The following is a 13,634-nucleotide window of genomic DNA, read 5'->3' as shown; positions in this document are numbered from 1 at the left end:
TACTGTGATAAATATCGATTTGAAGCGGCTTGTTGATACCATGACACCGCATATGCGTGATTCTCTTGAAGGCGCAGCCGGCCTTTGTTTATCTCAAAATCAATACAATGTTGAACTTGAGCACTGGCTGCTTAAATTATTAGATCAATCAGATACAGACCTTTATCACCTACTGGAAAAACATGACTGTAATCCGGCAAATTTTGCTAAACAGCTTGCCACCTCTATAGCTGGATTCCGCTCGGGAAGTAGCCGACCTCCTGCACTATCTCCGACAATTGTCGAAGCGGCAAAGAATGCCTGGATGCTGGCGTCTATCGACTATGGGCATCGTGCAATCAGTTCTGGACACTTCCTCGCAGCTCTGCTGTTGGAAGAGACTTCACGTCGACAAATTCAAGAATCTTGTCCAGAGCTTAAAAATATAGCGCCTGAGTCTATTCGTGAAACTGCCCGGGCGATGTTTGGGCAAAGTGGTGAGTCGAGTCATATTGGTGCTGCCAGCGCAACTGATGATGGCGCTGCTGCCGTAGCGGCCGCCGCTAGTAAAGCGCCAGCTCTCGACAAGTATACCGTCAACCTGACTGAAAGAGCGAAGAAGGGTGAGATTGACCCAGTTCTAGGTAGAGATGAAGAGATTCGGCAGTGTATTGATATCCTCACTCGTCGTCGACAAAACAACCCGATTCTCACTGGTGAGGCAGGTGTTGGTAAAACAGCCGTAGTTGAAGGCTTTGCCTTACGAATTGCCAGTGGAGATGTACCTGAGCCTCTACGTGGTGTAGCAGTTCGGACGCTGGACCTGGGCTTACTTCAGGCCGGTGCTAGCGTAAAGGGCGAGTTTGAGAATCGTCTTAAATCTGTGATTCAAGAGGTTAAATCCTCCCCAACGCCTATTATTTTGTTTATTGATGAAGCTCACACCATGATTGGTGCAGGAGGTAAGGAAGGGCAGGGGGATGCGGCCAACCTACTTAAACCTGCTTTAGCACGAGGTGAGCTGAGAACATTGGCAGCCACGACCTGGGCTGAATATAAGAAATACTTTGAGCGTGACCCTGCTTTGACTCGGCGTTTTCAGGTTGTAAAAGTTGAAGAGCCCAATGAAGCAAATGCCATTGATATGATGCGTGGTATTGCCACTACTCTTGAAGCACACCATAAAGTACGCATCCTTGACGAGGCAGTTATTGCTTCGGTTAAGTTATCCCACCGCTATATTCCTGGGCGTCAGCTACCTGATAAATCTGTAAGCTTGCTTGACACCGCCTGTGCCCGCGTAGCCCTGAGCCAGTCGGCTACTCCTGGCGCTATTGAAGATGCTCAAATTAATATTGAACGGACTAACACAACACTTGCCAAGTTGGAACGTGAAAATGTAGCTATGGGTGAGCACGAAGAACAGCTGACAGAACTGAAAGAATTCAAGCAGACTGAAGAGCAGCGATTATCCTCATTAAAACAACAGCTTGTTCAAGAAAATGAGCTGATTGAACAGATACAAAAAATTCGAGATCAAATTGACTCCGAATTTATGAAAGGAAAGAGTGAAAATCTGGAGCCCGATTCAGCGCTTTTAGCTGACTATCAGCAACAATTGAAAAGCCTGTCTGCAGAACTTGAAGTAATACAAGGTGATACACCTTTGATGCAGCCATCTGTTGATGAGCAGGCTATCGCTGCAGTGGTTGCCAACTGGACGGGTATTCCCGTTGGGAAAATGGTCAGTGATGAAATCGTAGCTGTTAAAACTCTGGCTGGACGACTGAACAAGCGCGTGATTGGTCAACCCCATGCCATCGAGGCCGTTGCTCAGGCAATTCGTACTTCACGGGCAGGATTGACTGATCCACGCAAGCCAGTTGGTGTATTTATGTTTTGCGGCACTAGTGGCGTAGGTAAAACTGAGACTGCATTGGCTTTAGCCGATGAGTTGTTTGGTGGTGAGCAAAACATCACTACAATAAACATGGCCGAATTTAAAGAGGAACACAAAGTATCTATGCTGCTAGGGTCTCCTCCCGGATATGTAGGGTATGGGGAAGGAGGAGTTCTAACCGAAGCTGCTAGGCGTAAACCTTACTCCGTAATCCTACTGGATGAGATGGAGAAGGCCCATCCCGGCGTACAGGATATTTTCTACAACCTGTTCGATAAAGGTACCATCAAAGATGGTGAAGGGCGTGATATCGACTTTAAGAATACCGTTATCATTATGACCTCTAATGCTGGTGAGGATGCCATTAGAGCTATATTCAGCCAGGTAGAGGAAAAGCCAGAACCAGATGTACTACTAGATAATATACGCCCCCAATTACTACAGAAGTTCAAACCAGCATTTCTTGGCCGTGCTAATGTGGTTGCCTACTATCCGTTGGATGATGAGAATCTGGTTGAAATTTGTAAAATCAATATGCGTAAGATTGAGAAGCGTGTTCGTGAACACTATGGCGCTTCTTTCTCATATGATGAGGATGTACTTATCAATATTGTGGCGCGTTGCCATGAAGCAGATACTGGAGCCCGCAACATTGAGGTAATTCTAAATAAAACTTTATTACCAGAATTGGCCAGTGAATGTTTGGATAAAATGGCGAAAGGTGAAGAGGTTAAGGCAATTAAAGTGTCTGCGACTGAAGAGGGTGATTTCGCTTATAAGGTAGAATAACCTGGAATCTAGCCCAGTAGTGAAGCCAACTTTATTTCATTACTGGGCTAGGTACAACTTAACACCATGCGTTATTGCAACTTCTCTAGGTTATATTAATGAATCATTCTTCCCGCTCTCATGACTAAGTCAGAGATGGCTCGGTGCATGCGTAGGAATACCATGCGGATAAATGAAACTGTTATATCAACACCCTCAACAACAACCATTCCAATTAATTGGGCAAGTCTGCGTACAAGTCGCATCACCCAGAAAGAAATATCTTTGCTGATTTGGTAGGCGTTATGTAGAAAAATTGCCAGCCGGTCTAAAATCGTAAATGTTGTACTGCCTGCTACAACTAAGGATATTCCGGCTAGGTGACTAACCTTTTTTAGAACCCACAGTAGTGCCTCACCTGCTATCCAAGCAGTATTCATAGATAAAGATAGAATACCATCAGATCTTAACCAAGCTTCGACACTCTTGTCCAAATTATCTTTTGGTTTTTTTTGTCTAACTGTATCCCAGTCAAGACTTGTTTCATTTGGGGCGACGGATTCTACGTATGTTTCACTGCTGTGATTGGTCAAGGGGTTATAGCTGGGGGTAGGTAACTCAAAATCTCCCATGCCACCGTCAGGCACATGGATAAATGGCCAAGTGGGTACCATGGGAACTGCATCGGCGCGATGATAAACACGATATATATTTTGTGGTGTCAACCGGCGTTTACAATTACTAGAAAATTGGTCAAGACCAACTCTTGGGCTACCATAAGTGTAGAGTTTTATAGTTCTTCCTGTATTAGCAGAGAGCCAGTCGGCAGCCAGTGTTGCTAATGCGCCTCCAAGACTGTGTCCAACACAATGTATTGTATGTACATGAGATGGAAGGTTATGTGAAAAGCTTTCTAGTTGAGGGAAGAAACTATCAAAGGTATAGTAAAAACCTTGATGTACAGATCCACCAGTGTGAAATCGTTTAATCCCAGCGTTTAAATCGGTTAACAGATCATAACCGCTAGCTGTACCCTTTAGAGCAACAAATGCCTGTCCTTTAAATTTGTCCTTGCCACATGTGGCAACTCCCATTGCATGAGCACTTTTAATTAGGGCGAATGCGCCTGTTTTTCCTTCAATCTTATTGGGAAGGTTTTCTTTTATATCAAAGTCATCTTTGTATAAGTCGAAAAATATCTCTTGATCGTTTGGTTTTTTGATCAGATATATATCAGCGGCAAGCTGCGCACTGTATTGTGGGGTTAGCATTGTGATGATATTCCTTTTTTATAAAAATTTACATGAAGTTTTCAGTGCAGATTTAAATTTTCTTTCTGTTTTGGGTTCATCGGTGAGCTCGCATGATAGATTTATAGGGTTTCCGTTCATTTCAGAATTTTCCCCTGGGTTTCTTTTTGCATAAATCCAAATTAAATAATTTTTATTTTCGTATTCTACGTTTATACTTTGTGAGGATATAAACTCTACAGGCAAAACCTGAGTGACTGAGCTTTCAAATTTTGCAGGGAGTTTAACGTTGCCTTCTCCGTCTGATGTAAAAAAGTCAATTTTTTCGTCCTTCCAGTCGACGCTGCGAGTGATCTTTGCTCCCACTGCTGGTTTGCCGTCAAGGGTAAGTCGAATTTTCATTTCCGAAAATGTGCATGCTTTAAGCGGGTTGAGGAAAGCCATTGCGTTAGCGCCTCCAGATATTAGTGGAAGAAAAAATGTGATTAAAACAATATATATTTGTGAGTTGAGTTTTTTCATAAAGATGGTATAGGTCCTGCAATCAGTCTATATCTATCGTTTCTTTGCCAAGTATTTGGCTGTTTAATATGGAGAGATTTTTAATCTGGATTTCAGTTTTTTAGAGTTAATATTACCCTGATGTTGCTCAATTGCTGATATTGATTATCGGTGAGCCTAAAAGTTCTGGGGTTTGGCTGTACAGAATTTTTGGCTGTTAATAAGTCTCATTGGTCTTAATAGAGTTGCTTATTAATCGTGAGGTGTAACTATGTTAAGTGAGCTTTAAAAGCATTGTCACCTATAATGAATTTGTAGAGATTGTTAATAAATACGTTCTCTAAAATTATCTTTATATATTTCGCGTTTTATACTTCACTATAAAAATTCAGTCTTAATTGGATGCGGCTAGGTATTATTATTGTTAATTGATCTGCATTCCTAATATTTAATACAAGCGACTTTCAGGAAGGATAAATTAGCCACCAATTAAAACTGTAGGGCACCCAATAACAATCTTCCCTCCATGTCCAGTTGTATCCCCCATACGGGCAGCTGGCTTTTTTTGTAGCATTACGGTAGTGCTACCCATAGCAACAGTATCTGGTGGTCCCACACACGTACAAGTGCTGCCAACAGTGGCGGATGGCATGCCGCCGATGATTACTGTTGGAGCACCTGGGCTGAGAATAGGGCCGCCTACATGAGGTACGGTACCAGTAACCATGGGGCATACATGCATATCGGTAATACGTGAAGCTGGCTTGCCCATAATTTAATCCTTCACTCTTCCATTGCCGCCACGGGCCAGATCCAGACCCTGTTTCATATAGCGGTCAAAGCGTTTGGCGGGGTCTACTGGATCAGATAAGACTGCTGCTAATGTAATACTGCCAGCCACTGCGTGTGCATAGAGGTGTTCTGGCGGTTCAACCACAGGCTCGCCTTCGGCTGCGAGGCTGCCGTGGCACCAGCTGGCAGCGGTTGCTGCCCAGCTTGCGGGCGTCTTGTGCTTGGTTTTATCACCCAGTGTTTTACACTTTAATCGCGATTCCTCGTTGGGTTTTTTCGCCCAGGTTTCTGCTGCGATCAATGCACTAACATTGTCTTCGTCAGTCTCAGGACTTTGTATATCGCGTGCCGCAAGGCAGGCCCACCATACCGCTTCTCGTTTTGGCAGACCGTGGGCTAGTAGCTTTATTGCATCCGGGTAGAGGCCAACCTCTATCAGTTGGTTAATACTAACTTCAGGTGCGGTATCTGGCACCAGATGCTCTTCCGCCTCCTCGCTAACCTCAAAATTCTTAAGGAGCTCAGCTGCAGTTAACGCTTGTACTTTGATCAGGTCAGTCATCTGCTGTTTAATCCCATCAATTGATCATGGTAACGCCACCTTTTAAGGTAAGCATACCACCGCCCTTAACTTCAGCCGTCGCGTCTCCTTTGCAGGAGAGCATTGTTCCTTTGATGGTAATACCTGCCGGCGTTAGCTTGATACTGCTGCCACCAACCTTTAACTCAATTGAAGCCTTGGAGGATATCTTGATTGCCCCCATGGCATCGGTTGTTTGGGTGCCTTTACTCACTTTAAGGGTATGGTTGCCTGAACCGATAGTGACAACCTGGTTGCCCTTATTGACATTGAGTTTTTGGTCACCTTTGGCAATGGTGACAACTTCGCTACCATCCGTGACGGTAATACTACGATCCTGTTTGATTTCTAGTGTTTGCTGGTTTTCAATTTTTCCGGTTTGATCGTTATGGATCACAAAGTTATGATCCTTGCCAGCTTCCATATAAATTTCTTCATTGCCACCCTTGTCATCAAACCTAAGCTCATTGAAAGTGCTGCCTTCGTACTCGGTTTTCCAACCACTTTGAGTCGCTGTGTAGTTGGGCCCAGGGTTATCACCGTTATAAACCGCCCCGGTAATCAATGGCCGATCCGGATCGCCATTGATATAGGTAACAACGACTTCTTGGTTAACTCTTGGAACAAAATTCGCGCCCCAGTTCTTACCGGCAAAGGACTGCATTACCCTTACCCAACAGCTATTCTGTTGAGAGTTCCAGGGGAATTTAACTCTGAGCTGTGTATAGGGATCCTGTGAGCTGTCTGAAGCTGTAGCCTTGACCTCTAAAACTCGTGCTACCTGCGGTGAATGGATTTTTTTCGCACATACATTGGGCTGCGGGCGTGGCATTACCGTAGAAGGTATACAGCTAAAGGTGTTGTGGAAGTGGGTATCAATACCATTTCCATCTCCTGCAGAGACATGCACTGAGGTAATAAGATACCTGCCCTTTTCGGAAGATAATGAGTGATCAAAATTGAAACGACCGCCTGCAGTAAAGGAAGGGCAATCACTGCGACCGTGGCTTACATCAAAAAGTGCTTCTTGCGCTTCCATTGCCCGTTCGGCAAGTGCTTTGTGATAGCTGTCTGTAAATTTATGCTTGTGCTCACCATCAACCTGGAAATGGTTTAAGCCATAGAGGCCGCGCATATAATTTGCAACATCATTAAGCTGGCTGGTCGTTTTTACCTGCTGCTTGTTGTCTTTAGTTGCTGTGTACTCGCTATAATCTTTAAGCTCAAACCCACCACCGTGATAGTTGAAGTTTCTTCTCCAGCTACTTACGGTATTTTTGGTTGGATGGCTGCCTCCGCCGTCATACTCAATGTCAGCGTTTTCACAATCATAAAAGTCTTGAGAATCATCGCAAAGAACGAGTTCGTGCTGCCCTGTGGAATGCTTGAAATAGTAGGATATGCCTTCTTCAGCCATCAGGCGATTGATAAAATCAAAGTCGCTCTCGTCAAACTGAACACAATATTCACGGGTAATATACTCAGCATTTAACTTTAACGTGAGTTTTATTACTCGGCTATATTCTCCCAGAACCTCTTCTAGAATCTGCTTGGCAGATTTGTTTTCAAAGACTCGGTTGCTGCCAGCCAAACTGGTAAACCACAGACCCGGTTGCAAAATGGCGCTATAACTGCGTACACCCTCAGCATTAACATCATGTAGAGAGAACTGGGTAACGTAACCATTGATATGGCGAGGTGTTTCAGAGTGATGAATGGAAACTGTTACTGGTTTGCCAACAATATCCTTTTGTTCAATAGCATGGTCATCAGAAAGCAATTGCACTTCATAGCGGAAAAGCTTAGATATATGCTCTTCGCCTTGCAGGGTCGTAGCAATTAGCGCATCTGTGCCAACCGGGCTATCGACCGTAATCATTCTTTTATCTTGATTGAGTGTAGCCATGGGCAGCCCCAACTATCCCTACGGTGCCTGAAAGAAATGAGAAACTAGCAGATTTGCAGATCTTTAGCTGAAAACTCAATGAGCATTCAGCTAAAGACCTGTAGACAGCCCGCAGAGATTCTGCAGGCCATCTTATCCCAAAAGGGTATAGACCTATTACAGCGGAGTAGCGGTAGTGAGGTCGTATCCAACACGCATGTTTTTGGGGTTCTTGTTGGATTTGTCTGCGTGATTGAGGTCAGCCTCAATCTTGGCAAAGCTCAGGGAGATGGATTCCTGAGGTGCGCCGCCAGCAGAAGCGCCGATGCTGTAAGAGGAGATCAGTACGTTTTCCAGCTTATACACAGCATACTTTTCTACAGAGTTAGCGCCAGTTTGTACAACGTGGATCTCAACAGGTACGCCTTCGTCACCAGTTACGGAAGCCTTAAACAGGCCACCAGATGCAGCGTCAATACGCTTGGTGAAGGTAACTTCGCTCAGGCTCGGACGAGAAGCTTCACGGTTGGAGGTAGCGCCGGCTTCCATAGTGATACCGCGACCAACACCAAAGTTGAAGCTGTCAACTTCGATCCAGTCTTCGTAGCCCTTGGCAGTAACGTTACCCTTAGTGGCGAGGCTGTTGAAGTTCATGTAAATAGCCATGGGAAATCCCTCTTTGTTGGCTTGAGATATTGGTGGTTAGTTCCTTGCTACCGCATTAGTGCGGTAACTCAGATGGTGTCGCAATGACAACTGAGGTGATTTAAACAGAGTGAAATACAAAAAAAAACCGAATTTTCAGCTTATAAAATCGACTCTGGCACTAATTATCCAGGGGAGTATATTGATTGCTGGAGGTATGCCGTCTGCGCTTATTCGACTCTGACACTAATTAATTTTCTATTGAACAGAAAAGCTTGATGTCAAAAAAAGTGAGAATCTGAGGAAAATATTAAGAATTGTTAACGGTATCACGTTAATAAAATATTTTAAGTTAGGGATTTTCTTTTGTCAGATGAGCTTGTAAGAAGGTGTAATTAATTGTCTTCAGTATCAGTGTCTCCTCTGAGTCTGTAATTGTCGAGTAGTTTTTTCAAAACAGCTTATAGTCAAATATATTTGCTTACCTGTTCATTGTTGCCTAAAAGGCTGTTCGATATACTTTGCCCCTTAATTAGCTTGACAACCTGCCCGTAGCAATATTTTGTTACGGTCTTTGGATGTGTCGAAAAGCTTTCCCATGGAGGCGGAATTGAACGATAAGACACGTGTTGTTCGGCCGAACGGCAATCTGCCCGGACCGGATCAATCTAAAAAGGGACTGACAGATGATGGCGACGTAACCGTCGTTGTTAATCAGGACTCCACTGGGAAAAATGATCACCCTCCGGTGCGTGGTGCGCAGGCAATACTGCCCTCTGCTGCATCTGGGTTTAATCCAGATGCAACAGTTTTTAGCCCTGCACCTCGAAAGAATACCGGCCAAAAGAAAGAGCCGGGCCAACTCTCTGGTGGAATTTCTGCAAACCCTATTGTTACTTCTGACTCTTTTGAGCCGTTGCCATCTGGCGCTGTAACCAAAACAGTGATCAAGGGGCGATTTGAGTTAGATAAGCTCCTTGGGGTTGGCGGTATGGGGGCTGTTTATAAGGCACTTGATCGCCGTAAGCTGGAAGCGAATGACAGCGAGCCTTATGTAGCAATCAAGCTGTTAAATGATGATTTCCAGAAACATCCTGATGCCTTTATTTCCTTACAACGGGAAGCGCGTAAGTCACAAACACTAGCCCACCCCAACATCGTAACGGTTTACGATTTTGACCGCGATGGTGATCGGGTCTTTATGACCATGGAGTTTCTTGAGGGTGCACCGCTTGACAAACTCCTGCGAGAGCATGCGGATGTTGGGCTGGAGCCCGAAAAGGCGCGTTCTGTTTTTTCTGATATTTCCCAGGCCCTCATTTACGCTCATTCCCATAAGATCGTCCACTCCGACTTTAAGCCTGGCAATATCTTTGTTACCAGTAAGAAAGGTGCGAAGGTTTTTGACTTCGGTATTGCTCGAGCCGTATCTGAAGGGGGGATCGCCAATAAAACTGGCGAGACTACGGTTTTTGATGCTGGCAGTCTGGGAGCTTTGACGCCCGCCTATGCCAGTTACGAGATGCTGAAAGGGGGTGAGCCCGCTCCATCTGATGATGTCTATGCCCTCGGGTGTGTGGCCTACGAGCTATTTTGTGGCCGACATCCTTATGACAAGGTTCCCGCTGATAAGGCCTTAGAAAAGAAGCTACGCCCGAAACGTATTAGGGGGTTAAATCGACGGGAGTGGCGTGCTCTTGAAGCCGCTCTGCAGCTAAAACGAGAAGATCGTACTGACACAGTAGAAAAATTTGTTCAGACGTTTTTTGTCAGCAATACCTGGAAGTGGGTATTAGGTGGGGCTTTCACCATGGTGCTTGTAGGTGCTGGGGTGGGCTATAGCCACTTGGAACAGCAGAATACGGCTGAGCAAGAAAGAGTAAAGATTGAGCTTGAAAAGAAGCTCCAGGAAGAGTTACTACAGCGGCGAATCAGTGATAAAAAAGAAGCGATTAATCGTTTGGTGTCACTGAGTATCCTTACTCCAGCCTGGGAGAAGGACCTCCGCCTTGAACTTCATGAGTATTCTGAGCTCAACCCCAGCGATGAAGAATTTCTCGATAATAAACGCCGTGAAATTTCGGAGCTGTTTCTCGCCGCGGCTACCGGTCAGTTAAACCTGGGTAATCTGGATCAAGCGGATTCCATGCTGGAAAGTGCTGCCAGCTGGTATGGCGTATCCAGCCAAGCTGTTGCGATCAAATCCCAGCTGGCTACGGATAGAGAGAACCTGCGAGCTCGCTTGGAGGCTGAGCGCCTAGAGGCGGAGCGTGAGGCTGAGCGCATTCGTCTTGCGGAAGAACGCGCTGAACGCCGACGCTTAGACTCTATTAAAAACAAGCAAATCGACACTGTTCTGGCCAATATGGAATCCACACTAACCTGTGGCTTTGATATGAATGTCGCCGCAGTGGGAGCGCAGTTATCTCAGCTGGCAAGGCTAGATAGTGTTAAAGCCAGACAGATTCGTCCGGTTGTTGGTGAAGAGCTTAATAACTGTGCCACCAAATTGGGTGCTGAAGACCCACAAAGGACAGAGGCTCTAGTCGATGAGTTCAGGGCGCTTCTACCCGGTTATCAACCCCTCAAAGAATTCAAGCTGGATTTTTGTGGTCACCTAATCCCAGGTAGCGGTGGCAGGGGAGATCGCTACAGTTGTCGAGATCGCCTTGCAGATGGTACCAAGGGGCCAGCAATGGTAGTGGTTCGAGGTGTGAGTGGTCGGCCCTTGGCAGTTGGTAAGTATGAAGTAAGTAACCGAGACCTCGAGCACTATTGTAGTGCAACCAAACAATGTGCAGCCATTGATATCGCCGCGGGTGATCTGCCAGCCAACAACTTAACTCTTCAAGACGCAGAAGCGTATATCACCTGGTTATCCGATGAGACGGGGTACCGCTATCGCCTTCCATCAGAGCAGGAATGGTTTGCAGCTGCCAGCGCTAATGGCGAGGAAGAAGTTGCAGACCGCAACTGCCATTTAAAGTATGGCGGTATTGAAAAGGGGGCTGAGTTAGTGCCTGCCCAGGACGGATCGACAAACAGGTTTGGCTTAGTGAATGCTGTAGGCAATGTTCAGGAGTGGGCGAAAGGTACTGACGGGGAGTTACTTGCGCTTGGCGGTAATCGACAAGACCCCATGAGCCGCTGTCTCGCTACATCCAAAAGGTTGCATGCAGGGCTTGCAGATGCATTAACAGGCTTTCGCATTGTTAGAGATGTAAATTAATAAAAATACGCCGTCTCCAGTCATGTGAAGATTGAAATCGGCCAATTAAATAAGAGTAATTTGGGGGAGTTATGCTTGGGCTTGGAAAAAGTAAGCTGGCGCTATTTATTGGCGTAGGCTTTCTATTATCGAATTTGCCTGTTTATGCTCAAGACGAAGGTTCCAGCTTCCGCAGTCGTGTAAGGCAGGCTTTCGATCAAAATACGCCAACAGTCAATGAGGCGGACGTAACCAAAGACTTTCTACAGCGCACCTATGAAGCTGAAGATCCAAATCTGAATACTGAGATTCCAGAGATATCTCAGCGCAATCAGGGCCCACGGATTACGGTTAAAGAATTTCAATTCCACAGGCTGGAAGAGTATCCAGAATTTGGTATTGAACGCGAAGTTATTGAAGAGATGGCAGAAAAGCTTCGTGTTAAATTTATGAAAGAAGATAAAATCCTCGCTAGTGGTTATACGGTTGATAACCTAGAGGAATTGGCAATTTTATTGGGTAATATGCAAGCCCAATTTAATCCAGGTGGTTTGGGGCCAGCTGAACTCAAAAAACTTGTCAGTGTAATAGAAAAGCAGAATAAAGAACGTGGTTTAAGTTACGCTGATCTGGAAGAAATTGCCGCCGAACTGACTAATTTTTATCGCCGTCAGGGCCTTTTTCTCGCTCAGGTTCAAATACCCGCTCAAGATGTTGAAGATGGTGTTGTAACCCTAACTGTACAAGAAGGGTTGTTGGGGCAGGTCGCTGCAGAAGACAATAACAAATATGCTCTGGAACAACTGGCTAAGCCTTTTGAAGAACAAAAAGGTAAGCTGGTCAACCATGATAATATTGAAGAAGGACTTTACCTTCTAAATGATCTGCCTGGATTAAATGTTACCGGCTATTTTAGTGCTGGAGAAAATCCGGGTGAGACCAAGCTGAATTTGAAAGTTCGTGATGCTAGCAGCTGGAAAACCTCCTTCAGGGCCGATAACCACGGATCAGCTTATACCGGCGATCAAAGGTTTTATACAACTGTAGACTGGCTGAACCCTTTGGGTATTGGGGATGCCCTGACTATAGGCTATTTGAAGTCAACTAATGTTACGGATTTTGACTCAAACTTTGGCTCCGATCTTGGTCAGTTAAGATACAGCCTTCCATTATTTGGTCCGCGCACCAGGCTTCAACTTTCTACAGATTACAATGATTTTGTATTGCGTGATGTTGAAGATCCAGATAACCCTTTAAATGTCCTTGATATTCACGGGGATAATACCAGCTACGCGCTAACAGTAGATCATAAATTCCGTCGTTCCAGGGATTTCAATTTGACGGGTTCATTCGGACTTACTGAGAAAAAGTCAAATCTGCGCGCAATCACCCAGTTTGATGAGCCGGGTGATCATGTGTACGGGGGTGAATTAGGTTTTTATATGGATCACCTCTCCAGTGGTTCTATTCCCATGCTCAATATATTAAGCACCAGTGTTCAATATGGTGAACATCAGAGAGAACTGGAGGAAGACCTACAAGCGGCACGCGGAGATCACTTTGCCAAGATTTCTTTAAATAGCAGTTCACTGCTGTTCCTGCCTATGCCGTTCACGGAAGATCAATCTCGCTTAATAATTAAAAGCCGAGTACAACACAGCGATAACCCCCTGCCAGCATTTGAACAGATGTCATTAGGGGGCGCTAACGGAGTTAGAGCCTTTGATGTACGAGACTTTTCCGCCGATAGAGCTGGGCTTTTATCTGCCGAGTGGTATCCCAGCTTCCCAGAAGTGGTTAACCCTATCCTGTTTGGTCAACGCCTGAACGATATTGTGCAAATTGCACTGTTTGCCGATGTGGGTTACGGCATTGTAAACAATTATAAAGATGGAAAAGAAGATGACTGGGCAAGGCTTGCTGGTGGCGGTCTTCTGTTTAAGTTCAGCTGGAATGAATTCTTCTCCAGCAAAGTATCAGTCGGCTGGCCTATTGAAAAAGACTCTTCCATCGAAGGTACTGGGGAAGATATAGATCAACCAATGGTCTATGCAGACTTTTCTATTTTTTATAACTAATAATTCAGAATTCATCGATAGCTGAAGCTGACCTGACCGCTCTATGCA

At 45.2% G+C, this 13,634-nt stretch carries 9 protein-coding genes; 3 read left to right on the top strand and 6 right to left on the bottom strand.

Annotation, left to right across the window (positions count from 1 at the left end; all coding sequences use genetic code 11):
- Positions 1 to 4: 4 nt before the first annotated feature.
- A complete protein-coding gene (gene tssH, locus ACJJH9_RS18640; RefSeq protein WP_444923646.1) occupies positions 5 to 2,668 on the top strand; it encodes a type VI secretion system ATPase TssH in 2,664 nt (887 codons plus the stop codon).
- Positions 2,669 to 2,763: 95 nt separating this feature from the next.
- Here tssH and ACJJH9_RS18635 read toward each other — a convergent pair whose 3' ends face one another.
- The 6 genes from ACJJH9_RS18635 to ACJJH9_RS18610 all read right to left on the bottom strand — a co-directional run bounded on the left by ACJJH9_RS18635 (position 2,764) and on the right by ACJJH9_RS18610 (position 8,321).
- Positions 2,764 to 3,918: a lipase family protein gene (locus ACJJH9_RS18635; RefSeq protein WP_444923645.1), complete on the bottom strand. Its 1,155-nt coding sequence runs from the start codon at positions 3,916 to 3,918 to the stop codon at positions 2,764 to 2,766.
- An 18-nt stretch (positions 3,919 to 3,936) separates the two neighbouring features.
- Positions 3,937 to 4,419 (bottom strand): DUF6795 domain-containing protein, encoded by a 483-nt coding sequence (locus ACJJH9_RS18630; RefSeq protein WP_444923644.1) that lies wholly within the window; start codon positions 4,417 to 4,419, stop codon positions 3,937 to 3,939.
- Between the two features lie 457 nt (positions 4,420 to 4,876).
- A complete protein-coding gene (locus ACJJH9_RS18625) occupies positions 4,877 to 5,170 on the bottom strand; it encodes a PAAR domain-containing contractile injection system baseplate protein (RefSeq protein WP_152450772.1) in 294 nt (97 codons plus the stop codon).
- 3 nt (positions 5,171 to 5,173) lie between these two features.
- Positions 5,174 to 5,752, bottom strand: a complete 579-nt coding sequence (locus tag ACJJH9_RS18620) for a DUF6931 family protein (RefSeq protein WP_444891537.1) — start codon at positions 5,750 to 5,752, stop codon at positions 5,174 to 5,176.
- Positions 5,753 to 5,768: 16 nt separating this feature from the next.
- Positions 5,769 to 7,676 (bottom strand): type VI secretion system Vgr family protein, encoded by a 1,908-nt coding sequence (locus ACJJH9_RS18615; RefSeq protein WP_444923643.1) that lies wholly within the window; start codon positions 7,674 to 7,676, stop codon positions 5,769 to 5,771.
- Positions 7,677 to 7,832: 156 nt separating this feature from the next.
- Positions 7,833 to 8,321, bottom strand: coding sequence for an Hcp family type VI secretion system effector (locus ACJJH9_RS18610; protein WP_252084237.1), 489 nt, complete (start codon positions 8,319 to 8,321; stop codon positions 7,833 to 7,835).
- Positions 8,322 to 8,910: 589 nt separating this feature from the next.
- Between ACJJH9_RS18610 and ACJJH9_RS18605 the strand changes: the two genes are divergently transcribed.
- Both ACJJH9_RS18605 and ACJJH9_RS18600 read left to right on the top strand, forming a co-directional pair.
- A complete protein-coding gene (locus ACJJH9_RS18605) occupies positions 8,911 to 11,529 on the top strand; it encodes a bifunctional serine/threonine-protein kinase/formylglycine-generating enzyme family protein (protein WP_444923642.1) in 2,619 nt (872 codons plus the stop codon).
- Between the two features lie 71 nt (positions 11,530 to 11,600).
- Positions 11,601 to 13,586 (top strand): ShlB/FhaC/HecB family hemolysin secretion/activation protein, encoded by a 1,986-nt coding sequence (locus tag ACJJH9_RS18600; protein ID WP_444923641.1) that lies wholly within the window; start codon positions 11,601 to 11,603, stop codon positions 13,584 to 13,586.
- Positions 13,587 to 13,634: the final 48 nt, after the last annotated feature.

It is taken from the genome of Microbulbifer mixtoriginis (SeqCode), assembly GCF_052466715.1.
This window is presented reverse-complemented; position numbering and strand designations above follow the sequence as displayed.